The sequence below is a fragment of the Alteribacillus bidgolensis genome, assembly GCF_002886255.1.
GTDB lineage: Bacteria > Bacillota > Bacilli > Bacillales > Marinococcaceae > Alteribacillus > Alteribacillus bidgolensis.
The window spans coordinates 1,732,707-1,758,934 of sequence record NZ_KZ614149.1 but is presented as its reverse complement, the minus strand read 5'-3'; the positions used below and the strand labels follow the sequence as shown (position 1 = coordinate 1,758,934).

At 39.5% G+C, this 26,228-nt stretch carries 22 protein-coding genes and 1 pseudogene; 14 read left to right on the top strand and 9 right to left on the bottom strand.

From position 1 onward, the window contains the following. Positions 1–47: 47 nt before the first annotated feature. Positions 48–794 (bottom strand): hypothetical protein, encoded by a 747-nt coding sequence (locus CEF16_RS08885; RefSeq protein WP_091586709.1) that lies wholly within the window; start codon positions 792–794, stop codon positions 48–50. Positions 795–868: 74 nt separating this feature from the next. Between CEF16_RS08885 and CEF16_RS08880 the strand changes: the two genes are divergently transcribed. Continuing rightward, on the top strand, positions 869–1,105 hold the full coding sequence (locus tag CEF16_RS08880) for a hypothetical protein (RefSeq protein WP_091586708.1): 237 nt from the start codon (positions 869–871) through the stop codon (positions 1,103–1,105). A 106-nt stretch (positions 1,106–1,211) separates the two neighbouring features. Here the strand turns inward: CEF16_RS08880 and CEF16_RS24355 are convergent. Further along, positions 1,212–1,499 (bottom strand): annotated as a pseudogene (locus CEF16_RS24355) (transposase); the annotation flags it as partial. A 376-nt stretch (positions 1,500–1,875) separates the two neighbouring features. Beyond that, the gene (locus CEF16_RS08870; protein WP_091584850.1) at positions 1,876–3,063 is read right to left on the bottom strand and encodes a KamA family radical SAM protein; all 1,188 of its coding nucleotides are present in this window, start codon (positions 3,061–3,063) and stop codon (positions 1,876–1,878) included. 347 nt (positions 3,064–3,410) lie between these two features. Between CEF16_RS08870 and CEF16_RS08865 the strand changes: the two genes are divergently transcribed. Next, a complete protein-coding gene (locus CEF16_RS08865; protein WP_091584852.1) occupies positions 3,411–4,808 on the top strand; it encodes an aspartate aminotransferase family protein in 1,398 nt (465 codons plus the stop codon). 219 nt (positions 4,809–5,027) lie between these two features. Then, a complete protein-coding gene (locus CEF16_RS08860; protein ID WP_091584853.1) occupies positions 5,028–5,882 on the top strand; it encodes a MurR/RpiR family transcriptional regulator in 855 nt (284 codons plus the stop codon). A 108-nt stretch (positions 5,883–5,990) separates the two neighbouring features. Here CEF16_RS08860 and CEF16_RS08855 read toward each other — a convergent pair whose 3' ends face one another. From CEF16_RS08855 to CEF16_RS08830, 6 genes are all read right to left on the bottom strand, one after another. After that, the gene (locus CEF16_RS08855) at positions 5,991–7,943 is read right to left on the bottom strand and encodes a TRAP transporter permease (RefSeq protein ID WP_091584855.1); all 1,953 of its coding nucleotides are present in this window, start codon (positions 7,941–7,943) and stop codon (positions 5,991–5,993) included. 454 nt (positions 7,944–8,397) lie between these two features. Beyond that, the gene (locus CEF16_RS08850) at positions 8,398–9,537 is read right to left on the bottom strand and encodes a TAXI family TRAP transporter solute-binding subunit (protein WP_091584857.1); all 1,140 of its coding nucleotides are present in this window, start codon (positions 9,535–9,537) and stop codon (positions 8,398–8,400) included. 133 nt (positions 9,538–9,670) lie between these two features. Further along, positions 9,671–11,032 (bottom strand): MATE family efflux transporter, encoded by a 1,362-nt coding sequence (locus CEF16_RS08845; RefSeq protein WP_091584859.1) that lies wholly within the window; start codon positions 11,030–11,032, stop codon positions 9,671–9,673. A gap of 30 nt (positions 11,033–11,062) precedes the next feature. After that, positions 11,063–12,805, bottom strand: coding sequence for a glycoside hydrolase family 13 protein (locus tag CEF16_RS08840; RefSeq protein WP_091584861.1), 1,743 nt, complete (start codon positions 12,803–12,805; stop codon positions 11,063–11,065). 113 nt (positions 12,806–12,918) lie between these two features. After that, the gene (locus CEF16_RS08835; protein ID WP_091584863.1) at positions 12,919–14,016 is read right to left on the bottom strand and encodes an ABC transporter ATP-binding protein; all 1,098 of its coding nucleotides are present in this window, start codon (positions 14,014–14,016) and stop codon (positions 12,919–12,921) included. Positions 14,017–14,493: 477 nt separating this feature from the next. Continuing rightward, complete coding sequence (locus tag CEF16_RS08830) at positions 14,494–15,387, bottom strand: PucR family transcriptional regulator (protein WP_091584865.1); 894 nt, start codon at positions 15,385–15,387, stop codon at positions 14,494–14,496. Positions 15,388–15,741: 354 nt separating this feature from the next. Here CEF16_RS08830 and CEF16_RS08825 point away from each other — a divergent pair, with 354 nt between their 5' ends. The 11 genes from CEF16_RS08825 (at position 15,742) to CEF16_RS08780 (ending at position 26,047) form a co-directional block, all read left to right on the top strand. Next, positions 15,742–17,022 carry a sugar ABC transporter substrate-binding protein gene (locus CEF16_RS08825; RefSeq protein WP_091584867.1) on the top strand — a complete coding sequence of 427 codons (1,281 nt, stop codon included), beginning with the start codon at positions 15,742–15,744 and terminating at the stop codon, positions 17,020–17,022. Between the two features lie 250 nt (positions 17,023–17,272). Next, positions 17,273–18,574, top strand: coding sequence for a carbohydrate ABC transporter permease (locus tag CEF16_RS08820; protein WP_245917981.1), 1,302 nt, complete (start codon positions 17,273–17,275; stop codon positions 18,572–18,574). Beyond that, a complete protein-coding gene (locus CEF16_RS08815; RefSeq protein ID WP_091584869.1) occupies positions 18,574–19,416 on the top strand; it encodes a sugar ABC transporter permease in 843 nt (280 codons plus the stop codon). The genes CEF16_RS08820 and CEF16_RS08815 overlap by 1 nt, the downstream gene beginning before the upstream one ends. A gap of 163 nt (positions 19,417–19,579) precedes the next feature. Beyond that, positions 19,580–20,623, top strand: coding sequence for a LacI family DNA-binding transcriptional regulator (locus tag CEF16_RS08810; RefSeq protein ID WP_091584871.1), 1,044 nt, complete (start codon positions 19,580–19,582; stop codon positions 20,621–20,623). Positions 20,624–21,052: 429 nt separating this feature from the next. Beyond that, positions 21,053–22,135, top strand: a complete 1,083-nt coding sequence (locus CEF16_RS08805; protein WP_091584873.1) for an AI-2E family transporter — start codon at positions 21,053–21,055, stop codon at positions 22,133–22,135. 39 nt (positions 22,136–22,174) lie between these two features. Next, entirely contained in the window at positions 22,175–22,549 is a 375-nt protein-coding gene (locus CEF16_RS08800; RefSeq protein ID WP_091584875.1) for a rhodanese-like domain-containing protein, read from the top strand. 115 nt (positions 22,550–22,664) lie between these two features. After that, positions 22,665–22,811 carry a lmo0937 family membrane protein gene (locus CEF16_RS23245; RefSeq protein ID WP_139185947.1) on the top strand — a complete coding sequence of 49 codons (147 nt, stop codon included), beginning with the start codon at positions 22,665–22,667 and terminating at the stop codon, positions 22,809–22,811. A gap of 122 nt (positions 22,812–22,933) precedes the next feature. Then, a complete protein-coding gene (locus tag CEF16_RS08795; RefSeq protein WP_091584877.1) occupies positions 22,934–23,812 on the top strand; it encodes a hypothetical protein in 879 nt (292 codons plus the stop codon). Positions 23,813–23,911: 99 nt separating this feature from the next. Then, the gene (locus CEF16_RS08790; protein WP_091584879.1) at positions 23,912–24,220 is read left to right on the top strand and encodes a hypothetical protein; all 309 of its coding nucleotides are present in this window, start codon (positions 23,912–23,914) and stop codon (positions 24,218–24,220) included. A gap of 186 nt (positions 24,221–24,406) precedes the next feature. Further along, the gene (locus CEF16_RS08785) at positions 24,407–25,168 is read left to right on the top strand and encodes a prolyl oligopeptidase family serine peptidase (RefSeq protein WP_170031741.1); all 762 of its coding nucleotides are present in this window, start codon (positions 24,407–24,409) and stop codon (positions 25,166–25,168) included. Between the two features lie 36 nt (positions 25,169–25,204). Further along, positions 25,205–26,047 carry a YitT family protein gene (locus CEF16_RS08780; RefSeq protein ID WP_091584883.1) on the top strand — a complete coding sequence of 281 codons (843 nt, stop codon included), beginning with the start codon at positions 25,205–25,207 and terminating at the stop codon, positions 26,045–26,047. Positions 26,048–26,228: the final 181 nt, after the last annotated feature.

The window sequence follows — 26,228 nt, the reverse complement described above, 5'->3', positions numbered from 1 at the left end:
ACAGGCTGCTCTATTTTTTTAAAACAATAAAATGATTAGGATGTTTTCTAATCGACCGGAATGACAAACGGCAACTCCCAAATTAATTCATAAGTATCGGAACGTTCGGCAATGATTGTAAATGGTTCTTCTAGTACAGCAGCAAATTCAAATTCTCCTTTATAATAATGCTCTTCTTCGGCTATAGAGTTAGAAAAGACAGGATAAATCTGCTCTCCTTCAGATAATAAACTCCATTCTACATTTTGAATATCTAATACGTCTGTTACGGTTAAAGTGAGCTTATTGTCATCCCATTCTATGTCTTGAATCGTTAATTCATCGCGGGTAATAGGAACGATGTCCTTTTTTACCTGTTCAAAGCGAACTGTTTTGTTAGGATGTAAAACTAATTGTGCTGTTGAAATCAATTGATTGCTGTCATGATGAAGATTGTTCGTAAAAAATTGCTTAACATAGAGTACGTTATTTTTTTCTTGATCTTGTTTCATTTCAGTGTTTTGATATTGAGAGTGTTCATTTCCGAATTCATCTTCAATAACTTTAGAAAATGTCATGTCTATATCAGACGGAGAAAGTTCGCGGCTTTCATCCGGGGAAGTAATAGAGTAGTGTAAGAAAAATCCATCTTTGCCTTCATATCGGCTTTCTTCTAGGTTTTCAAATTCTATTTCATAAAGTGAGTTAGAGAAGGAAGTGCTGAGTTCTTCCTTTAGCCTTTCTTCTGAAGACGAGGAACTGCAGCCGGCTATTATAAAAAGAAACAAAATCATAAAGAGATAAAACCTGTTCATGTTTGTACACATCCTTCTTCCTCTGTCTGCATTTGAGTCTATTTTAACATGAAAAAAGATGAGGAGAAGGAAAATTGTCGAACAATGAAACTCGTTTTAGCTTCCTGATTACAAATCTACAAACATATGCCCCAGTAGAAAAAAGGGATTTAACAAAACAAGGAAGGGAAGCGACACATAAAGAGAATAGACTTTTTGTCATTGATGGGAAAGATTATTTTTTAATGGATCGAACGGTGCCGGAATACCGGTACAGCAAAAGAAGATATAGGTTTGAGAGAACGGTTTATAACTGTATCGCAAGTTGTTGAGTACCAAATGCAGCAAAATCCTTTTAAAAATGAAGCTTATAGTCGATTCTCACATCGAAAAAGAGCTATCCTGATTGAGGTGACCCCCAAAAGTTAGAGTTTTATATTAAGCAGCTAATTGGCAAGTATGAATCCGGTATTGAACTGGACTCATACCTGTCAATTTTTGCTTTATACGCTTGTTATTATAATAATCGATATGTTCTTCAATTTTCTTTTTTAAATCTTCATATGAGGATCGTGCCTCACCGTGATACATCTCTTGTTTTAATAGACCGAAGAAGTTCTCCATAGGAGAATTATCTATACAGTTACCTTTCCGCGACATACTCTGAAACACATTATTTTTCTTTAGTGTCTTAACCCAACTTCTATGTTGATAATGCCACCCTTGAGCCATGAACTTATCATTGGAGGGTTTGTTATACCAAACTAAAGGGCTGTTTCCGTTTCTGAAGAACCTGTTCTCTTCATAAAAGCTTAATACTTCCAGCTTGAATTGAACAGAATAAACTTTCTTTTGTCGTATCCTTTTTAATCCTTCTATCCCAAATTTCTCGTATAGTTTCACCCACCTTTTAATTGGTGAACTGTTTGTCATGCAATGCTTCTTAGCCAACATGTCATATCCCAAATAACCCTCTTGATATTCTCTTACTACCATTAACTTAAATTGTTCACTATATTTAGCCATAAAGAAACACCCCAAAAGTTAGATTTTACTCTAACTTTTGGGGTGCAGTACAGATGAGGACAGCTCTTTTTGCTGCTTATTTTGCAGCCGTTTTCGGTTTTCTTTTTCGTTTTTGCGGCATATCAGGCATTTCATTAACAGACACAACTTCTTCTACCTTTTTCTTTGGCTTCTCCCAATACTGTTCATTGCCTGGAAGGTCGTCAAACCAGGCAGCATTATCTGGGTAGTCAAGTACCATAAATTTACCGTAATTGCCGTCGCGGGATTGGTGATATTTTAGATATGCTTTTCCGTCTTCAATTGCCAAAATTTCGATTTTTCCAGAAGTATGACTCATGGAAAGACGGATACGTTTTCCAAGTCCGCTCGTCTTTGCTTTAGCTTCTTCCACAGCATCATATGCTTCTTTTAAAGTAAGCACAAAGTCGTTGTTTCCGGCTACCGGGCGATTAATAAAGAAATAATAAGGAGTTACGCCCGCCCAGGACAACTTATCGAGCAGCTCCGCCAGGTCGTCTGGATTGGCGTTGATACCTTTTAATACAGGTGTCTGATTCACCACTATTGCTCCTGCATCATGCAGTGCTTCAAATGCTTTTTTCGCTTCTTCTGTAATTTCACGCGGATGGTTAACATGAGCCATAATATAAATGCGGTTATCCGGCGTGGAATATTCACGAATGAGTTCCAAAAGAGATTCATCTTCATAAATTCTCATCGGGTTAAAGACAGGAAGCTTTGAACCGATACGGATAATTTTTACGTGCGGAATGCTGCGCAGCTCTTCAATAATGTAACGAAGTTTCTTTGTTGCAAGAATTAAAGGGTCTCCGCCTGTAAGCAGCACATTATTAATCTCTGGATGATTGCGGATATATTCTAGTCCAGGATCCACGTCAGACATTGCTTCTTTTACATCATTACGGAACAAGCGTTTACGGAAACAATAGCGGCAATAGGCTCCGCACACTTCAGAACAGATTAAAAGGGCAGTCGTTTCATACTTATGCTGACAGCCTGGTACTGCGTAGTTAGTATCTTCATCAGAAGCATCCCAGCGTCCGTATTCAGAAAGCTCTCCTTCATTTGGGATGACTAAGTTTTTAATGGGATCATTCGGATCTTCCCAATCAATAAGGCTTAAATAGTATTCGTTTACACGAAACACAAATTTTTCAGTGATTTTTTTTAATCGTTCACGTTCCTCATCTGGAATTTCTTTAATTTGATCAATTTTAGTAATGTACTTTGGTTGTGCCAAAAGCCCCCACACCTTTCTAAAACTTAATTTGTACATCATTAAGGTATTCAGTTGAAGTATAACAGTGAGGGTTAAAAATAGTCAAAAAAGAAAGAAAAATTTAAATTGTAAAAGAAAATGAAGGAAAAGTTTCTAATAAAAAAGGTAAAAAGCCCAAATTGAAGTTTGACATTCATAAAATGTGGATATTGAAATAACAAATTCATATAATGTGAAATATAAACTTCAAAAATAAATTAAATGAAATTAACACTTCACAAAAACTTGTTCTTCCATTAGAATGAAATGTATAATTCATATATAAATATATATGAAGTGAAAAATTCATAAGAAGAGGAGCGTAAAAAATGGCCGTTCAGAAAGTAGAACATCCCATTTTAGATTACAAGGAGGAAACACCTTCTTCTCAAGCATTTATGGAGGAAGCAGAAGAAGTAATGCCGGGCGGAGTAACGGCAAATATTAAATATTTTGAGCCGCATCCTGTTGTCATGAAACACGGAAAAGGTTCGAAGCTGACTGATATGGATGAAAATGAGTATATTGATTATTTAATGAGTTACGGCTCGCTTGTAACAGGACATGGACACGAGCATGTGAAAAAAGCCATTATGGAACAAATGGACAGAGACGGTACATGGTTGTTTGGAACACCTCATTATCTTGAAGTAGAAATGGGGAAAAGACTTCAAAAGCACTTTCCGAGCATGGAACTGCTGCGTTATACAAATTCAGGTACAGAAGCAACATTACTCTCCTTAAGGCTTGCAGCAGCCCATACAGGAAAACATAAAATAGCAAAATTTGAAGGCCATTATCACGGCGGATATGATCAAATGCTTGTAAGTGTAAGTCCATCTGTTCGAGAAGCCGGGAATGCAGATGCTCCTTATTCATTGCCTGAATCTAAAGGAATGCATCCTTCCCATGCTAGAAATACAATTACATTGCCTTTTAACAATTTGAAAGCATGTAAAAAAATATTATTGCAGCATAAAGATGAAATTGGCGCTGTTATGATTGAACCCGTGCAGGCAGGATTTATACCTGCAGAAAAATCATTTATGAAAGGTTTACGTCAAATCACAGAGGAATTAGGAATGGTTCTCATCTTTGATGAGGTTAAAACGGGTTACCGTACTGGTCTTGGCGGAGCTCAGAATATCTATGGCATTAAGCCTGATCTAACGGCGTTAGGAAAAGCAATTGGAGGAGGTTACCCGGTAGGCGTCGTCGGGGGAAAGAAAGAAATTATGATGCATAGTGCTCCTTCACAAGGATCAGATGTTTTTGACAGCAGCCAAAGCAAACGTTCATCATCCAAAGATGTATTGTTTCATAGCGGCACGTATAATGGCCATCCTATGATTCTTGCAGCAGGCATGGCGGTTCTCGACATTTTAGAAAAAGAATTAGATGACGTCTTAAAGCAGACTGAAAAGTTGAAAAACGGCATTAACGAAAAGCTTCGCAAGTACGGCGTACAAGGCGAGGCGGTTGGCATAGGGTCTATTTTTAGTGTAGTATTAAATAATAAAGAAAAGATACGAAACTATCGAGACCTTCAAAAAACCGACCTGGCCACTCGAAAAGAAATAGATTTTCGATTACTGGGCAAAGGGATTTACGTGAAGCCGATGAATCGTTATAGTGTGTCGACAGCTCATAGCGATGAAGACATTAATCAAACGTTAGATGCATATGATGAAGTGCTGAGGGAGGTTTATGAAGGTGCTCGTTTTTAAAACAAATGTTCAGGATTGGGTAAAACGCGAAGTATTTATTTGCCCAGGAGGTGTTGATAGATGTTTGCTGAGAAATGCAGCGGATATCAGTTGATTTGTCAGCCTGTTTTGATTCCTGGCTGACTATAGAAGTGTAAAGGTGTTATAATACCTTGCCCTTAGCGCTTTTGCCCTCCTTTCTGAACAAATTAATTGGTTTTAAAAGGAATGAGGGCTGCCATGCTTGAAAGTGATGTTTATCAACGCATTATGGAACTTCAAGATCAAATGAGCAAATCCCAGAAAAAAATTGCAAATTACTTAATTAATTATTCAGAAACAGCCCCCTTTTTGACCGCATCCAAATTGGCGAAAAATGCGGGAGTGGGGGAGGCTACAGTCATTCGGTTTGCTGTTTTTTTGGATTTTAATGGGTATCCAGATATGCAGCGCCATTTGCAGGAAGCCCTGCAGCGAAAATGGACTTCAGCTGAAGTGTTTGCTCATACAACAGATGAAGAAGATCAGCCTGAGAATGCTGTAACTGAAATACTCGCAGATGATATGCAAAATTTGAAAGAAACGCTTCAGCAAATGGATTCAAAAGTATTTGAAGCTGCTGTAAATGATATTATAAGAGCAAATCGAATTTACATTATCGCTTACCGCAGTGCAGTGAGCATCGGATCATTTTTGGAATTTTATCTTGATCTCGTCTTACAAAATACGGAAATGTTGAGGGAAGCAGATGGGGTATCTGAACATTTGCTTGATATTACTTCGGATGATTTAGTTATTGGGTTTGGTTTTTCTCGTTATACGAAACGGACGGTGGAAGTATTAAAGTATGCAAAACAGCGCGGAGCGAAAACATTAGTATTGACTGATCACTTATTGTCACCGCTTGTTCCTTATGGAGATCGTAAATTGCTGGCCGCTACTGAAATTAACTCGTTTATCGATTCATTTTCCGCTCCGTTAAGTATAGTGAGTGCCTTAATTACGGCGGTCACCCGTTCGGAGCACAAAAAGGTTGAAGCACGCTTGAAAGAACTCGAAGGATTATGGGAAACATTTGACGTTTTTTATGATTAAAAAGAGCCGAATGGATGGAATAACACCATCCTTCCGGCTTTTTTTCTCATCTAGGAACTATAACTTTTCAATGGAGGATAACATTTCAAGGCAATTGTGCTTTTGTTTTTAAGATACTACAGCTTCCTGCTTACCTTGTCTTTCTTTTCTGAATCGTTGAATCAAGTAAACTAATACAATTAATCCAAGACCAGGAATGGAAATATAGAGATCCGGCAAGAGCAGCATAATACCGCCGGCAAGCAGCATCAAACGCTCGAGAATATTGTTATTAATAACAAAATAATTAATCATTCCAGCACTAATACCCATCATTCCTATTATTGCTGTTATTAATGCAGGAATCAACGTAGCTGCTGTGGCGTCCTGCAGAACAAGTACTGGATTTGATACGAATATATAAGGGATAACAAATGCGGCAATCGCTAGTTTAACAGATGTTACCCCTGCTTTCATCGGGTTGGCCCGTGCAATACCAGCGCCTGCGTAAGCAGCTAGACAAACAGGCGGCGTTATATCTGCAACAATACCAAAGTAAAAGACAAAGAAGTGAGCTGCAATAATAGGAACATCTAACGCAATTAAAGCCGGCGCTGCCAATGAAGCTGTGACAACATAATTTGCGGTAGTAGGCAGTCCCATGCCAAGAATAATACAGGCGATCATTGTAAAGAACATAACAAGGAAGAACTGTCCTCCTGCCAAATCAATAATCCCATTGGCAATTTTGCCGCCAAGACCTGTAAACACCACTACTCCGACAATAATGCCAGCCGTTGCAACAGCTGCTATAACGGGAAGGGCAATTCGCGCCCCTTGTTCGAGAGTATAAAGCATATCTTTAATGGACAACCGCGTTTCTTTACGGAAAAAACTAATCATAAATGCTGTGAAAATTCCCCACAAAGCCGCAGTGGTCGGAGTATAACCGCTATACAGCATGAACAAAATAGCGACCAATGGAAGCAAGAGATCTGTTTTTTTCAATAATTCCTTGGCAGAAGGCAGTTCGCTTTTAGGGAGGCCATAAATATGCTGCTTTCTGGCTTCAAAATGTGTCCCTATAAAAACACCTGAGAAATAAAGCAGAGCTGGAATGAGTGCTACAAGTATAATCTCATTATAGGGAACACCAATCGTTTCTATCATAATAAAGGCAGCAGCCCCCATAATCGGCGGCATAATCTGCCCCCCGGTGGATGCAGAAGCTTCTGTTGCCGCTGCAAATTCAGGTTTAAATCCTGCTCGCTTCATCATCGGTATAGTAAAGGAACCAGAACTTACTGTGTTAGCAACGGAACTTCCGGTTACCATACCTTGCAGACCGGAAGCAAATACAGCTGCTTTTGCTGTGCCGCCGGTAAATCTGCCCGTCAAACCAAATGCAAGGTCATTAAAAAATTGACCAATATTTGTTTTTACGAGCATAACACCAAAAAATAAAAACAAGTAAATATAGGTGGATGATATTTGTACAGGTGTACCAAATATCGCTTCACTGGAATACACCAGGTCAGTCATCAGCCGGTCAAATGAGAATCCTGCGTGCCCGAAGTAGGGAATGCCATTTCCCCAAAGACCATATGCAATGGCAAGCATTGCGATAATGATAATTGGAAGTCCTACAGCACGTCGGGTTGCTTCTAATAGAAGGATAATAAAAACTATGGCTACCGCTTTATCGAAGGTTTCAAAACCTGTCACCACAGAAGAACGGAACAAATCATCATAATTAAAAACGATATAAAAGTTGGCAAATAAAGCTGTAAATGCCAGTATGATATCATACCAAGCAATACCTTTACGGTCTGTTATGGATTTTTTAGCAGGATATAGCAAAAAGATGAGCGATAAACCGCCAGCTAAGTGAATAGCACCTTGAATAACAGAACGGTAAGGGTTGCTGGCTGTCCATAAATGAAAGATTGTTAATGCTACCCCGATAACTGTGACTAAAATTCCCCATTTTCCAAGATTCGTCCGGTATGTAGATTCTTTGTCGTATTTTTTCAACAATTCATCCTGGGTTAACTCTTGGTTGGTTTGTTTATTATTCGCCATTAAACGTCACCACCTCAACAAAGTTTTTTGAATATTTCATCTAATTAAAGGGGGATAAAATAGGCTGTCCATAGCCGCCAAAGACTGTGACTTCAATATCATAACAAATAATTTTCATTTTGTCTGTCGACAAAACTAGGTAATGCTAGTTTACTATATTATAATATTAGGCAGGAGAGAAAAAAATCCTTTGTATTTTCTAAAAATTTTAATACTGATTTTTACTAAATCGAGCATTGAAGATCGGGTATAGAATTTATTAATGATCAAAATTATTCGATATTCATCGTGTGATACCCGATAAACGAAACAGTGACCGTACAGCCCATGAACAATATATATCGGAATCTGACGGGGGGACAAAAGTGTGAAAATAATGTAGATCAAGTGTTTTGTTATTCAATAATAAGAGGGATTCCCGAAAGTATTTGGAAATCCCTCTCTTAGTATGATATTATTCTTCCTCTTCTTCCGTTTCCTCTTCCCCACCTTCAGTATCTTCTTCAGTACCTTCGTCTGCATCGGCGTCTTCTTCCTCATCAGCGCCGTCTCCGTCTAGGAGCCCTTCTTCTTCAAAATATCTTTCAGAACCAGGGTGAAGCGGCATACCGTCTGAACCATTCATGATATTTTCCATTGTCATGAATTGTCCTTGTTCGTGAGAAATGCTGTCTGCATTTTCATATAGCTGCTTTGTAATTTCATAAGCTGTTTCTTCATCAACTTGATCAGTAGAACCTACAAGAACAGCGTAAGCCGTTACCGTGCTTACTGGTTCATCAAGGAAGTCATAAACATCTGCTTCAATATCAAGCTGACCGTAATCACTATTTTCTTCTATATAGTCAAGCGCTTCGCCTTCAATTGGAAGGATAACAACATCTCGCTGAGTGGAAAGCTCTGTTACGTTCCCTGCAGGCAAACCAAGCAGGCCGAAGTTCGCATGTAAATTGCCGTCTTGCAGACGGCCAGCTGCATCTCCAAATCCTTCCTCATAAGCGTCATAATCGCCTTCTTCGAGACCATGAGCTTCAAGAATAAGTTTGGCTGCAGAGTTCGTAGCACTTCCAGGAGGCCCAAGGTTTACACTTTTTCCTTCTAATTCTTCAATAGAAGTAACACCAGTATCTTCAGTGGTTACAACTTGCATTACTTCTGGATAAATATGTCCCATAAATCCAAAATTATCGATTACGGTACCGTCAAAGTCACCTTCACCTTCAAGAGCTTGAAGAGCAGTAAGGTGAACAGTCATGCCAAGCTGCATATCACCACGGCTGATTTGAGCAAGGTTGTCCACAGATGCGTCAGATGACACGGAACTAACATCAAAACCTTCGATGTCTACGTTATCATTCAGAACATTCGCAATTTCTTGACCAAGAGGATAATATGTTCCACCAGTTGACCCCGTTCCAAGCTGTAATTCCGTCATGGCGTCTTCTCCGGCTGCTTCTTCTTCACCACCGTTATCTCCGGAATCTCCTCCTGCTTCACCGTCATTTTCTCCGCCTTCATCACCGCCGCCGCAGGCTGCAAGCAGCATTCCAAACGTGAAGAGCATAATAAGTAGTAATGACCACTTCTTGTGCATTTTGTTTCCCCCTTATATCTTGTGATATAATCGTATATTCACATTTTATTTAATCAGAAAAAATTGGTATTGTCAAAGTTTTACTGGCGCAAAGATTGGCGAAAGATGACGAACAGGAGATGAACTTTTTTTGTTAAGCTTGTTCTGATTTTTTTTGTGTAAAGGACATACTACGCCAATGGCCTTTGTTCCATCGCCATATCATTAGCAAGCCGCGCAGCCATTCGTCTGCGGTCATAGCAATCCAAATGCCAGCTAGAGCAAGCCCTGCCTCGAGGCCAAATGCGTAAGATAGCATGACGGCGATACCCCACATCGAAAGAATGCCTATATATACAGGAAAACGAACATCGCCAGCTGCCCGAAGAGAATTTATTACAACGAGATTGAACGCTCTTCCTGGTTCTAAAAAGATATTAATGAGAAGAAGGACGGAGCCAGTTGCAATAATTTCCGAATTGTCAGTAAACAAAGAGAATATTATGCTGCTATTTAGGTATACAATCACAGCAATAAAGGTGGAAATCCCTGCAGCAAGCCATATACTGCGTATACATCTTTTGTTGGCCCGCTCCCATTCTCCACCACCCGTAAAATGACCGATTAAAATTTGATTTCCTTGACCTACTGCAACGGAGAACAAAAAAACGAACATCGTAATATTTTGGGTGTATACTCTTGTCGTTAAAGCTTCGGTTCCCATTTGTACCACAAAATAAGTAATCGCCATTTGTGATGTATTATAAGAAAGATGCTCACCAGCAGAAGGGATACCGATGGATAGTAGTTGCTTTAATTCTTTTTTTGGACCTTTCCAGATTTGATGGAAACACAAATGGTCTTTGGTTCGCTTATAAACAACTGCAAACAATACAACAAATCCGAGCAGACGGCTTGCTACGGTGGAAATTGCTACCCCGGTCACACCTAAAGCAGGCAGTCCGAAAACGCCAAAAATGAGAATGAAATTTCCAACTATATTAATGATGTTCATACCAATCGTGACATACATCGAATCCTTCGTGTAGCCATGACTGCGCAAAATAGCACCGAGAGTCATAAGGAGTGCTTGTATGAATATAAAAGCTCCTACGATCTGAATATAAAGGCGGGCATCCTCCATAATTTCTTCTGGAACATTCATCATTTTTAAAACATAACCGCCACCTAAAAGGAGAAACGTACTTAACAACAGGCCGAAAGAAAGATTGGTGACTAGCGATACAACACTTGCTTTTCCGGCTTTTTCAAGGTTGCCGGCACCTAATTGCTGGGCAACCAATATGCCGGTACCGGCCGTAATAAATCCGAACATCACTATAACAACGGAGATGATTTGATTGGAAATACCGACGGCAGCAACAGCATTGTCACTGTATTGGCTCAGCATTAACGTGTCGGCGTTTCCCATCACCATATGAAGCAGTATTTCTATGAATATGGGCCATGTAATCGCAAAAAGAGACATGTTACGTTTATTGGTAGACGATGGCATACAAGCACCTTCTCATAAAATAAAAACCGGTTAATGAAGGACGAAAAAGGAATAAGGCTTTAAATAAATGGATTCATTTTCGAAAGTTATCCCTTCCTCTATCAGCGTTTCCTTATGTGTCGATTCAAAAAAAGAAAGATTCATGGATTGTGAATGAAAAGAAGGATTCATCACCAAGTAGATTTCCTTGTTGTTGTTTGTCTTTTTTAGAACAAGCAGATTCGTATCGGCATCAGCATGTTCGATAGATAAGTCTGCCTGCGGACTAAAAGAAGAGTGTTGTTTTCGCAGGGTGATCAGTTGCTGTAAAAAAGCAAATAAGTCTCTGTTTTGCTGATCTTTTTCCCATACCATACATTTTCTGCAGCCAGGATCATGCTCTCCAGTTAAACCGATTTCATCTCCGTAATAAATACATGGGGTTCCAGGAAAAGCAAAAAGCAGTAAATATAGCATTTTCACCTTTGATACATTGTGGCCAGCCTCTGTAAGTACTCTAGGCGTATCATGGCTCCCTAACAAATTAAAGGCAACGCGATGGACTGGAGAAGGATATTGGTGCAAAATATGCGCAATCCTTTGCGCAAACGTGTGTGAAGAAATACGGCCTTTTGCAACAAAATCTAATGCGGCTTCTGTAAAAGGATAGTTCATAACACTGTCAAACTGATCCCCCTGCAGCCAGGGCATACTGTCATGCCAAATTTCTCCTAATATGAAGAGGTCGGGTTTTATCGCTTTTGTCCTCATGCGAAATTCTCTCCAAAAAGTATGATCAACTTCATTTGCAACATCAAGACGCCAGCCATCGATGTCAAATTCTTTTATCCAATAGGTTGCAACATCAAGTAAGTATTCTTTTACTTCAGGGTGTTCGGTGTTTAATTTAGGCATCTGCGGTGTAAAAGCAAAGGTGTCATAATTTGCTGCAGGGCTCGTTTTCACCGGGAAATCTTTAATATGAAACCAATCTTTATACTTTGACTCGGATCCGTGTTTTAATACATCTTGAAAGGGTGGAAAATAAAAGCCGCTATGATTGAATACGGCATCAAACATCACACGTATGCCGCGTTTATGACAGGCATCAATTAATGATTTTAAGCTGTCTGTATCACCGAAATGCGGGTCAACTTCAAAGTAATCGATCGTGTCGTACTTATGGTTTGAAAGCGCTTTGAAAATCGGGGTGAAATAAATACCGTTGACCCCTAGTTCTATGAGGTGATCTAGTTTTTCTTCTACTCCCTTTAAGTCTCCACCAAAGAAGTTTGATGGTGTTGGGGGTTTACTCCCCCACGGCGGTGTTCCTTCTGGGCTGAGAGAAGAATCGCCATTATGGAAGCGTTCCGGAAAAATTTGATACCATACGGTTTCTTCGACCCATTTAGGTGCACGAAACACTTCTACAGCATTCATAAAAGGGAAACAAAAATATTCATCGGTATCTTTTGGAGGCTCGTTATACCATCCTTTTTCTGTAAAGGTCCATGTTTGTTGGCCGGATCTGAAAGTGAAACCGTAACGAACGCGTTGATATAAAGGATGGATACGAACCGTCCAGAAGTCATACCATTCCGAACTTCCACTGTAGTGCATAGCTTTACTGTGTTTCACCCACTGCTCATCTTCCCATAGATACGGGTCGCCAAAAATGAGATCAGCATGTTGAACATCCCCTTTTTTTGTTTTTACCCGTATTTCTAACGTTTGAGCGTCCAAAGCATATGAATCACGATATTTCGGTTCATGCGAAACGGCTGTAAATTCCATAGCAAACACTACTCCTTTTAAAAGTTAAAAGAAAAGCAGAACTGACTGCTTCGATGGATTTATCGAAAAACGGGTCAGCTCCGCTATCTATATAAATATAAGGGGGGCCAAAATTATCGAATACAAGCTTCTGTATCAGGATCAAAGAAATGCACTTTGTTCATGTCAAGGGCCATGTCAACGGTATTACCAGCAGCGATATCTGAACGGGAATCCACTCGTGCGATAATTTGCTGGCCGCCCAAGTTACTGTACAATATCGATTCCGCCCCGTTCATTTCCGATACTTCAATGTTCATAGAAACTTTAGATCCCGGAGATGATTCAAGAAATAAAGGTTCATCGTGAATATCTTCTGGACGGACGCCGAGAATGATATTTTTCTTACCATATCCCTGGTCGCGAAGAACTTTCATTTTTCCTTCCGGGACAGTAACGGAGACATCGCCGATCTTAAACCGATTTCCATCTAATTTTCCTTCCATAAAGTTCATGGACGGGGATCCGATAAAACCGCCGACAAACATATTTTCTGGAAAGTCGTATACCTCTTTTGGTGTTCCCACTTGTTGAATAAAGCCATCCTTTAAGATGACAATTCTTGTCGCCATCGTCATCGCTTCGGTCTGGTCATGCGTTACGTAAATTGTTGTAGAATCTAAACGCTTATGCAGCTTGATGATTTCAGCACGCATTTGTACACGAAGCTTAGCATCGAGGTTAGAAAGTGGTTCATCCATCAAGAACACTTTCGGATCACGAACGATGGCACGACCTAATGCAACACGCTGACGCTGACCGCCTGATAACGCTTTCGGTTTACGATCTAAATATTCTTCTAGACCGAGAATTTTGGCAGCGTTATCTACACGTTTTTTAATTTCCTCTTTTTTAAACTTGCGCAGTTTCAGGCCAAATGCCATGTTGTCAAACACATTCATATGAGGGTATAAAGCGTAATTTTGGAAAACCATTGCGATATCCCGGTCTTTTGGAGGAATATCATTCATTCTATTATTATCAATTAAAAGATCCCCATCTGTAATGTCTTCTAGTCCTGCGATCATTCGCAATGTCGTCGATTTACCACAGCCGGAAGGTCCGACAAAAACAATAAACTCTTTATCTTTGATATCTAGATTAAAATCAGTGACGGCTTGTTCCCCTCCGTCATATATTTTGTCAATATGATTTAATTGAATTTCAGCCATGTTCCTCATCCTTTCTTTTGTTTTATGTGTTGTTCATTTGATTACGAGTATATCGTTAACGGCAGCGCTTTCATATGGGGAAGTTGTACAAAAAGAAAACGCTATCTTTTGTGCAATGTGACGAAAAAAGGCTAGGGAAATTTGGTTTTTCGACAACTTGATAGTAAAGATACTGGAGTGTTTAGAAAGACCTGCTCTCCACAGGGGAGGGGACATTTGTTGGCAAGTATTTCTCTGGAATCTTTTCATTAAATGCTTTGTATTTTAAAAAAGTTGTAGAAGTTAAAGCCTGCGTATTTTGAAACACCGTTCTCTATAGGTATCTAAAGTGCTATAAGCTGAAAGGAAGGCTGATTCCAAAGGAAGAAGATCTGAAACATCAGCAGTCCCCAGTTTAGGAAAGCCTTTGATAATTTAAAGATTTTTCTTCCCTTTCTAACCGTGCAAAAAAATTTGGGAGTAAAACAAGGTTATGTCTTACTCCCATAGCTTTTTTATCAATACATAAAGAGCAGCCGCATTTGGAAACTGTTTCATATCAATGCCGGTCTGTTCTATGAATTTATCTAATCTGTATTGTAAGGTGTTTCGGTGCATATGAAGCTCTTTAGCCGTTAAACTGATGTTTAAATTAGATAAGAAGAAATGGTAGAGCGTTTCTATTAATTCGTCGTCTTGTTTAAGTCCAGCAAAAGCGTAAGAAAACAGCTGTATTTGTTGATTGTTTTCCAGCAAGGGAAACACAAACGGCAAAACTTCATAGCCATGAAAAGCTCTCTTTTTAGGAAAGAGATGACGAGCATGCTCAAATAACTGCTTCTCTTGCTGATAAGCTGCACGAACATCTTCGGTTGCATGAACACGTCTTCCTGAATAAACACTTACATCCAACAGCAGATCTACTGCAAGAATGCCGGCAAGCTCCTCCGCATCAAACGTACCTGGAAGCTGTTCTAAAGTATCGGAGACGATGACTAAAAGAGAATGGGTATGTAAAAAAACACATTTTACATCTACATCAAAATAAACATGCAACGCCTCCTGAAGATCTAATTGATTGGCATACAATTTTTTCCCTTCTAACTGAAAAAAACGTAAAGAGGAAACGTGCTGCAAAGAGGAAGGAGGAGAGGCATCTTCTGTTAAATAAGCATACCATTCTCTATCAAGCGGATAAAAAGATTTAACCGGATTCTCTTTATCTAAAAATACTCCAAGCATTTCTCTTTCTTTTTTTGTTAGCTCTTCTTTTTTAATACCAGCTTTTTCTTGGGTGCTCGTTTTATAAAAAACATATAAATGCCTTTCAGCAGGAGGGACTTCATCTTCCATTACAAGAGAAGGAAACAGTTTTTTAAGTTTTTTTAACATAAAACAAATGGTCCTTTCTGAGAAAAAAGCTTTTTTTCATCGTACTAATTATTTTACAAATTATCCAGTACTTAGTTGTGCACAATTAATGCACAATTTGTGATAGATGAAGTTTGACTATGAAAATTTCAAAAAAATCAAATTCCTCTTGTTAATTGAAAAATTCATGTGTACAATCATTACTATAACGGAAATGAAATCGCTTGCGCAAAAAGGGCGATTTATTTAAAACTAACTAATGCAAGCGGTTGCTCATGGAAGGTAATTGCAATGTATGAAGGGGTGATCAGTGGTTTATTTAGTGTCAGTCCATTTGAGTGTGTAAAAAATCAAGAATTAGAGGGGGATTAAAATATGAAAAAAGCAACATGGTTGTCGATGATTTTACTTACTGCAATGATATTTATTTTAGCTGCTTGCGGCCCCGACCGTGAAGAAACTGGCGCTGACGAAGCGGATGTCTCTGAAGGGGAAGAACCTGAAAAGCCTGAATCCTTAAAGGTTTGGGTCAATGACGATGATAACCAAAAGGAATTTTATGAAGAGGTAACAGAAGAATTCACAGAAGAGACCGGTATTTCTGTAGAAATTGAGCACCATCCAATGGACGAGCAATTGGATAAGGTTTCTCTAGATGGACCTTCTGGAAACGGCCCGGATTTATTTTACCAACCGCATGACATGATCGGGGAAGCAAATTTGCAAGGATTGGTGTCTCCCATTCAAGCCGATGAAGAACAGCTATCTATTTATGAAGATTCAGCGATTGAAGCGATGAGTTATGAGGGAGAATTGTATGGAGTTCCTGATGTTACAGAAACATATGCCCTTTTGTATAATAAAGAACTTGTCGAGGAGGCTCCAGAAACAATCAGTGATTTAGAAGAAATTGCAGAAGAATTAACGGACGCTTCGAATGAAGAATATGGGTTTTTAATGGAAGCGGCAAACTTCTATTATACTTATCCCTTTATGACAGCAGAAGGCGGATATGTATTTAACCAGGATGAGGACGGGACATATGACTCTTCCGATATCGGACTGGCAAATGAAGGAGCTGTCGAAGGTGCTGAAATGATTCAATCCTGGTACCAAAATGACTATATACCTAAAGGTATTAACGATGATATTTTAAATGGGTTGTTTGAAGATGGAAAAGTCGGAGCAGTGATAAACGGCACGTGGGCTGTTAAAGACTACGTAAAAGCAATTGGTTCCGAAAATTTAGGGGTTGCGCCGCTGCCGACTACAGATGATGGGGATCCGCTGAATTCTTTTTCAGGAGTAAAAGGATGGCTCGTATCTAATTATTCTGAGGATAAATATTGGGCTTCTCAGCTGGGGCTTCATATCACGAACACCGAAAATGCAAAGAAATACCATGAAGCATCTGGGCAAATTCCAGCAGTCACTGAAGTCGTAGAATCTGATGTTTTGCAGGAAAACGAACATTTTAATGGGTTTGCAGAACAGACTCAATACGCTGAGCCAATGCCTAACATTCCAGAAATGGCTCAGGTATGGGAACCGATGGGAGATGCTCACGAATATATTGCGGATGGAAATGATCCTGAAGAAGTATTAAATGAAGCCGTGGAAGAAATTCAGGCTGAAATTGAAATGCAAGCAAAGTAAACAAACAAGGGACTGTCTCAAAAGGTTATAGCAACTGGAATGTTCGGGACTCCTGCTGGAAATAGGACAGTGTGAAGACCAGCAGTGAGCGGTTTTTGCTAACGAGGAGGCTGAACCGTCGCCCAAGGAAAGCGAGTATATTCCAGTTGTATTTGCCGAGAACTGACTTATGGGACAGCTCCTATCCTAAACAAAATGTAAAGGAGTGATTTAAGTGGGAGAGCCGTTACGTCAATCACAAGAAGAAAACATTCAGAAGGATCCAAGAGAACCTCGCCCGCAAGTGAAAAAACATAATGTCAATGTTGCAACGCTCCTTGGACTTATACCGGGAATTGGCCAGTTTTACAACCGGCGCATAATTAAAGGGTCAATTATGCTTGTCCTAGCGACAGCATTTGTTCTTACTTTTGCTCAATTTTTAAATATCGGGTATTGGGGGCTTTTTACACTCGGTACGATGCAGGGGGTGGATGATTCCCGAACCCTTCTTATCCAGGGGATTTTGTCTCTTTTTTTAACAGTAGTAGCTATAGGGTTTTATGCAGCTTGTGTTATCGACGCCCGTCGCGACGCAGTAAAAATTCAAAACGGATGGAAAATTCCGTCTGTTCGAACGGCACTTAGTGATTGGTTTGACAATGCTTTTCCTTATCTATTAGTTACGCCAGGTTTAATTTTGCTTGTTTTTGTCGTTGTATTTCCGCTTTTATTTATGGTTTTACTGGCTTTCACAAACTACGATCGCTACAATGCGCCTCCAGGGAATCTATTGGAGTGGGTTGGTTTTCAAAATTTCATGGATATTGTAAACGTACCCATTTGGCGTGACACATTTGTATCCGTTTTCAGTTGGACGCTTACGTGGACATTTGGTGCGACCACCCTTCAAATTGCTTTAGCACTTCTTCTTGCAATTATTGTTAATGATAAACGGATTAAATTTAAAAGAACGATTCGTACCGTATTTATTTTGCCTTGGGCAGTGCCTGCGTTTGTAACGATTATGATTTTTTCTGCTTTATTTAATGATAACTTTGGTGCGATAAACCGAGATATTCTCGAACCTTTACTCGGTTTTGGTCTGCCGTGGATGTCTGATCCGTTTTGGGCGAAGACCGCAATTATAATGATTCAAGTTTGGCTTGGGTTTCCATTTGTTTATGCTCTCTTTACAGGGGTGCTGCAAAGCATTTCGTCTGATTGGTATGAAGCAGCAGATGTGGACGGCGGCAGCAAATGGCAGAAGTTTCGGTATATTACGTTACCGCACGTTTTATTTGCAACCGCGCCACTATTAATTATGCAGTATTCGTTTAACTTTAATAACTTTAATATCATTTATCTGTTTAATGAGGGCGGACCGGCTGTTCGAGGCCAGGAAGCAGGTGGTACCGATATTCTTATTTCCTGGGTTTATGATTTAACTTTCCAAAACAGTATGTACAGTATGGCTGCAGTGGTATCGATAATTATGGGGATGATGGTTGCTATCTTTGCCTTTTTCCAATTCCGTCGCAGTCGTTCATTTAAAGAGGAGGGACAAGTATAATGAGCAGAAAAATGAAAGAACGACTTGAACTTACAGGTAGCTATACGATCATTCTCATTATGTTTGTGATCATTATGTATCCACTTCTATGGACGCTGGGTATTTCTTTTAACCAGGGTGCAAGTCTTTATTCGTCAAGTATTATACCGAAGAATTTTTCGCTAGAGCATTATGTATGGTTATTTACTGATCCAAACAGTCTTTACTTGAAGTGGTATCAGAACACTTTGATTGTAGCCACAGCAACAACAATCAGTGCCACGTTTATTATTGCTCTTACAGCTTATGCGTTTTCCCGGTACCGCTTTGTCGGCCGGAAGTATGGCATTTATGCCTTTTTACTGTTACAAATGTTCCCGGTTTTAATGGGGATGGTTGCTCTTTACATTTTATTAAACATAATTGGACTCCTGGACAGCCTGTTAGGTCTATCACTTATTTACATTGGCGGGGCTATTCCGATGAATGCGTTTCTTGTGAAAGGGTATTTCGATACGATTCCGCGTGAATTGGATGAGTCTGCTCGCATGGACGGCGCTGGGCATTTCCGCGTATTCTTCACAATTATGCTGCCGCTTGCTAAACCTATTCTTGCCGTCGTGCTGCTTTTTAACTTCATGGCACCGTTTATGGATTTTATTTTGCCAAGTATCATCTTGAGAAGCGAAGAGAACTATACGTTAGCGTTAGGGTTGTATAACTTTGTGAACGATCAATTTTCTAATAACTTTACTCGTTTTGCAGCAGGCTCTGTTCTGATTGCCTTACCAATTGCAACAATTTATCTCATCCTGCAACGCTGGCTGATTTCTGGCCTGACCGCAGGCGCTACGAAAGGTTAAACCTAAAACGAACTAGAAGAGAATGCAAAATAAGAAAACGGTTTCCTGATATAAACCCACAAACGCTGTGTATCGTGTTATAATGAACGAACGGCCGAAAATCTTAAGAGAAGACAACACAGCAGGCGAAACAGTACTGGCAGAAGTAGAGGAGGTGATACAGTTGGCGGTTACGATTAAAGATGTGGCAAAAAAAGCGAACGTTGCCGCGTCAACAGTATCACGAGTAATTGCAAATAGTAACAGAATAAGCCATGCCACAAAAATAAGAGTACGAGAGGCAATGGAAGAGCTCGGCTATCATCCCAACTTTCATGCAAGAAGTCTCGCCAATAAAAGCACGAAAACCATTGGGATTATAATGCCGAGTTCAGCGAAAGTAGCTTTTCAAAATCCGTTTTTCCCAGAAGTCATACGAGGGATTAGCACAAAGGCTTATCAAAAAGGATATGGCTTATACTTGTCAACAGGCCAAACGGAAGAAGAAAGGTTTGAAGAAGTCGTTCAAATGGTGGAAGAACAGCGAGTAGACGGAATTGTCTTGTTGTATTCCCGTAAAAATGGCTTGATTATGCCTTATTTAATGAAAAAGAATTTTCCGTTTGTATTGATCGGCAGACCATATGATTTACCAGATGAAGAAGTAACGCATGTGAATAATGATAATTTTAAAGCAGCGAAAATGGTTACGGAATATTTATCACTTCTCGGTCATCGTCAGATTGCCTTTATTGGGGGCAATATGGAATATGTCGTCACGATCGACCATATGAAGGGGTATAAAAAAGCTTTAGAGCAGGCCGGGATAGAAGTAAATGATTCTTATATTGTCTACCATGATGAACTGGAAGAAGGCGGCCAGGAGGCTGTTATTGAATTAATGTCTTTGCAGGAGCGGCCGACCGCCCTTGTTGTTGCTGATGATCTCATGGCCTTTGGGGTCCTTCGCATGCTTTCTGATATGGGGGTTAACGTCCCGGATGAGCTTTCGATCATCAGCTTTAACAACGTCATGATTTCTGAATTATCATCTCCGCCAATGACAACAGTAGACATCCATATTTTTGACCTTGGCTCTACAGCTGTAGAATGTTTATTTGATAAAATGCTGGATAAACATATACAACCGAAATCTGTGATTATCCCGCACCGGCTGATTAAAAGACAGTCTTGTAAAAAGTGCAACGACAAAACGTTACATTCATAAAGCTCTGACAGAAACAACTGTCAGGGTTTTTCTTATAAATGGAACGCCTCTTCGCAACAGCCCGGAAAAACTATGAGAAATAGGAAAAACAAGAAAGCAAAGTTAACCTCAAAACGATCATCCTCAATCCGTGATGTTGGATCCCTAAGAAGGGAAAAGAAGTCCAAAGTAGTTACTAAGAAGTGATACTGGAGCTGGTAAAACTGAGAAATGGAATAATTCAGGCTCCATAATTGAGTGAAATTTACCATCCTGGTCTAAAAAACGTTTAAAGAACCGATCTCTGGAGCAACTGCTAGATTTGGCTTGCATGAAGCCTTTTGGTTCAAACAGGGAAGGGAAATAAAAAAGCATCCATCATGTCGACAATGTTTTTGAATAACATTATGATATAATCAGGATGCGAAATTTAAATGATGTGGTGATGAGATGCCTCAAGGGAAGTTTTTTCACGTTTGTTACGGAATTATATTGTTACTGCTTATTGTATACTTAGGCACGCTGGTGGACTTTATTTTTCAGCCTATTGTCGTGCTGGTGTCGACTTTATTTGCTCCAATTATTATTGCAGGTGTTTTGTTTTATTTATTTCGTCCAGTCGTACACTTGCTGTCTGGAAAGCTGAAAATACCAAGAGGTCTTTCTATTTTGATTATATACTTATCCACAGCAGGCATTCTTACCTTCTTAATTTTGCTTGTCGGGCCTGCTCTTCAAAACCAATTTACTGGTCTGGTCAATAATGCGCCGCGTCTTATTAATGAAGCGCAGCGTATGATTGTGGAACTTCAGAACCAGGAGTGGTTTAATCGATTCCTTGATGAAATGGAAGGATTTTCGTGGAGTGAAGTTACATCTCGAGCAGCAGAATACGCTAACGAAGCGTTATCTAATTTAGGCAGCAACATTGCTAGTGTCGTTGGGATGATAACTAGTGTTGTCATTGTGATTATTATCCTTCCATTTATTCTTTTCTATATGCTGAAAGAAGGTGAAAAGGCGCCAGAGTTTATTTTACGACTTCTTCCGGCCAAACAAGAAAAAGAAGGCCGCCGCATTTTAAGTGATATGGATACGGCGTTAAGCTCTTATATACAAGGGCAAATTATTGTTAGTTTTTTTGTAGGAATTTGTGTCTACATCGGCTATGTTATTATCGGTTTAGATTATCCGCTTGTTTTGGCAGCCGTAGCGATGTTTACCAATATTATTCCGTTTATTGGTCCGTGGATTGGAACGTTTCCGGGCGTCATTGTTGGTTTGCTTGATTCGCCATTTATGGCTTTACTTGTTATCATTGTTGTAGTAATTGTCCAGCAGATTGAAAGCAATTTCATCTCGCCGCAAGTAATGGGAAGAAAACTGCAAATTCATCCTTTAACTATTATTTTATTATTGCTTGTAGCTGCACGTTTTGCCGGTATTGTCGGACTGCTGCTTGCCGTACCGACGTACGCCGTTGCGAAAGTATTTGTCAGTCACACCTACCGGTTGTTAAAATTAAGAACTTAGCCGCCTGATGATGATTTAACCTAAAAGAGAGGGATAAACATGGCATATGATTTAGAGGGCATCGAACAGATTGAAAAGGAAGAATTAAAACGTTTGTATGAAACAGAAGAAAAATCGCCGATTATTATTGATGTAAGAGAACCTTCGGAATATATAGAAGGACATATACCGGGGGTGCCGCTGCTTCCAATGAATCAAGTCCCGGAGGTCATTGACCAGATCAAAAAAGATGAAAGTTATGTTCTCGTTTGCAGAAGTGGAAGCAGAAGCCATCACACAGCTCTTTATTTTAAAGATAACGGGATTGTTAACGTGAAAAATTTTGCTGGAGGCATGCTGGCTTGGGATAATGAAACGGAAACTGGCATGGAAAACCCGGTGGAAGAAATTGAACAATTATATAATAAGAGGTAAGGAAAAGAGCGGGTTATAGACAGCCCGTTCTTTTTTGATATTTAGAATGTTTTTGTTTTAAGAAAAAGAAAATAAGGAATACTACGTGCAAAAACAATGAAAGGGAGGACTAAGATTGTTTTGGACGATTATTGGTATTCTAATTGCTTTGTGGTTATTAGGGTTAGTGTTTGAAATCGCAGGAGGATTAGTTCATATTTTACTTGTTGTCGCATTAATTGTACTCATCTACAGGCTTATTACTGGAAAAATGCGAGCATAAAGAGAAAAATACAGGTCTTATAAAAATAAAAAAAGGCCTGTTTTTTCTGCTATCTATTTTGATTTATTATACGATATAATAAAGACGGAGACTTAAATAGAGAGAGCAGGAGAGGAACGGGGATGAAGAAAAAAACATGGTTTGTACAAGTTCTTTTATTGGGAGCACTAGTGTGTCAAACGGATGGTGCACAAGCAGCAATGCCGTTTTCAACGGAGACAGAGCCTCCTTCGCAGGAGCAGGAAGTGGACGAGGAGGAACATGTACTATACATAGATGGGCAGATTCAAACCTATGCAGGACAGCCGATATTTCATGAAGGAATACTTTATGTGACTGCTCAAGCTGCGGTGAAAGCCTTAAATAATAAAGCTGAAATAGAGGAAGATCTGCCGTATACAGAAAGATCTTCCCCATATGAATACTTAGAACAAAATAACGACATAGAAAAAATTAACAACAGAGAAGTCGTACGAGTAAATGACTTGCAATCCTTTGGAATAAAAGCGGAATGGCTTGATAATCCGGGAAGGCTTCATTTAGAAACAGCTGATTTGCTCACCGTGGACAATCTTCAAATAGGCGATTCGATGGATGAGGTAAACAGCCATTTCGATGTCCATTGGAATACAGGATATGGACAACCTGCCGATTATATAGGTTTCTATGGAGGTATGCATGAATTTACATACACCGACCGTTATGGAAAAAAACGTTCCGGGGATGTTCCTGAATTACAATTAGAAATAAAGGACGATGAGCTGACCTATATCATTATTTCTTCTTCTTCCTATGAAACGGCAAAGGGAGTTACGGTAGGAGATTCGTTGTTTGATGTAAGACGAGCCCATGGATCGGAGTATGTAGAAGAAAAAGCAGATGGGAAAACAGTGTATATCTATCATGTGAACGGTGGCAGCCTTTGGTTTATTGCAGATGATGACCGTAATGTAGAACGCATCGGTTTGTGGGCCTTTCAACTAGAGGGATATGAAAGGTAAATAATTAATTTTCCATCACTTTTAGGTTTATTCTTCTTTAAAGAGGGAAAAAGGATAGCAGCAGTTTAAAGTATATTTTTAGGACAGGGGGAATAACCTATGAGGAAAAGAAGTGTACTACTTTCATCAGCAGTAGCTGGCGTAGTAGGTACAGCTACATTTTTGCTACGAGATGAGGATAAGCGCGGCCGTTTAAAACAAGCTTCCCAACGCACGATTGCAAAATGGAAAGGCAATACGAAAGAAGATGAAGATGAACAATTAAACGAAAAAGTCGGTCATTCGGAACCGTACGATTTTGAAGATAATAAAATGGTTTCAGAGGGTGCCATGCATTCAGTACACCACTATAACAAAGCACAAGAAGAAGAGGAAGAACCACTTCGCTCAACGATGGAAGAAAAATAAGCAAAAAGACATCTAAAAGAGAAACACAAAGCTGTTCCCCCGCTATTTGATTGTAACGGAGGAACAGCTTTTTCATCGTTTAAGAGAAGATTTACTCTTTTAAGCCTAACTTCAATCAAGTACAATAAAAAAGGATTATCTGACTTATGATGATGAATCATTCAATACTACAAAAGGAAGATGCTAATGGTTACTATAAAGGAAGAATTATTGTCTGCCATACCGGCATTACATATTTGTAAAGCAGAATATGAACAAAAGCCTTTACCGACATTGATCTTCTGGCATGGGTTTTCAAGCGGAAAGGAACACAACTTGCATGTTGCTTTTCGGCTGGCAAAAAAAGATATAAGAGTCATTTTACCAGAAGCCATTCACCACGGTGAAAGGAATCAAGGACTCACAGAAAAACAAAGATTACTGGAATTTTGGTCGATCGTTTTGAAAAGTTTAAAAGAAACAGAAATGATAAGAAATGAGTTGGAAGAAAAGAACTTGGTACAAGAGGAACGGTTATTTGTCGGAGGCACTTCTATGGGCGGTATTTTAACGTGCGGAGCTTTAACAGCATTTCCGTGGATAAAGGGCGGTATTGTGTTAATGGGAAACCCGGCATGGGAAGTGTTTGCAAGAAAGCAAATTACAAGGCTCGAACAGCAAGGGGCGCTGCCGTTGTCTGAAGAGGATGTAGAAAAACAAGTGCAAAAGCTAATTGAATATGATCTTTCCCAAAACGAGCAAACGTTAGGAGACAGACCTCTTTTCTTTTGGCATGGACGTGACGATGAAGAAGTTCCTTATGATGAATCGTACGCATTTTATGAAAAAATCAAAGAGTATCGGAAAGAGGATGCTAGTCTGGTTTATCAACTTGATCCTTCCGCCGGGCATAAGGTGTCACGCGATGGAATAATTGCAATGACAGATTGGGTGGCCGATTATATATAAAATGAACTTCAAATATGGATAGGGGGTGTTAAACCCATGATTACGAGGAATACTACCTTATCACAAGAGTTACAAAAAGTAACCGTAATTATTTTAGGTTCCTTTATTACGGCAATTGGTTTAAATCTATTTTTAATTCCGGCAAACGTATTTGCCAGCGGTGCCGCAGGGATTGCCCAAATTTTAGCTGAGCTGCTCCCGCTTTCAACGGGTATGTTTTTATTTCTTATTAACATCCCTATTGCCATACTCGGCTGGATGAAAGTTGGAAAACTGTTCACTTTTTACAGCTTTTTGCACGTAGCCTTACAGACATTTTTCCTTGAAGTGATCCCAGTTGAGACACTCTCAGAAGATATCTTGCTAAACGGAGTATTCGGAGGAGTCATTACCGCAGTTGGTGCGGGAACAGCGCTGAAATGGGGTGCATCTGCAGGAGGGCTCGATATTGTAGCACTTGTGTTAGCACGGGTGAGTGACAGGCCTGTTGGTACATACTTTTTGACGATGAACGGTATTATAGTTATGACTGCGGGGATGCTATTTAATTGGGAAAGTGCATTATATACACTTGTTTCATTGTACGTTGGTTCAAGGGTCATTGATACGATTCATACTCGTCACGTAAAAGTGACAGCATTTATTGTTACCAAAAAACCTGATGAACTCAGAGAAGCGATTCATAAACATATAACAAGAGGTATTACAAGAATGCCTGCGAAAGGAGGATACGACGCTACCGATAAAGAAGTGTTAATGATCGTTATTACGCGTTACGAACTGTTTGCTATGCAGCAAGTTATTAATGAAGTAGATGAAAATGCCTTTACGAATATTGTAAACACCGCTGGTATATTTGGACTGTTTCGTAAAGATTAAACGGAGCAAAATGTTTTCCCAGTCATGGATCTATGTGTAGACAGAATATGTTAGACCTGTAGTTTTTTAGGTAGAGAATCTATTCTGAAAGTATGCAGCTAAAACCCCCTATCCCTTTGAAATATCTTCATGCTAAACGAGAAATGCTTATAGAAGCTAGACCAATACTTTCCTTTCCTGC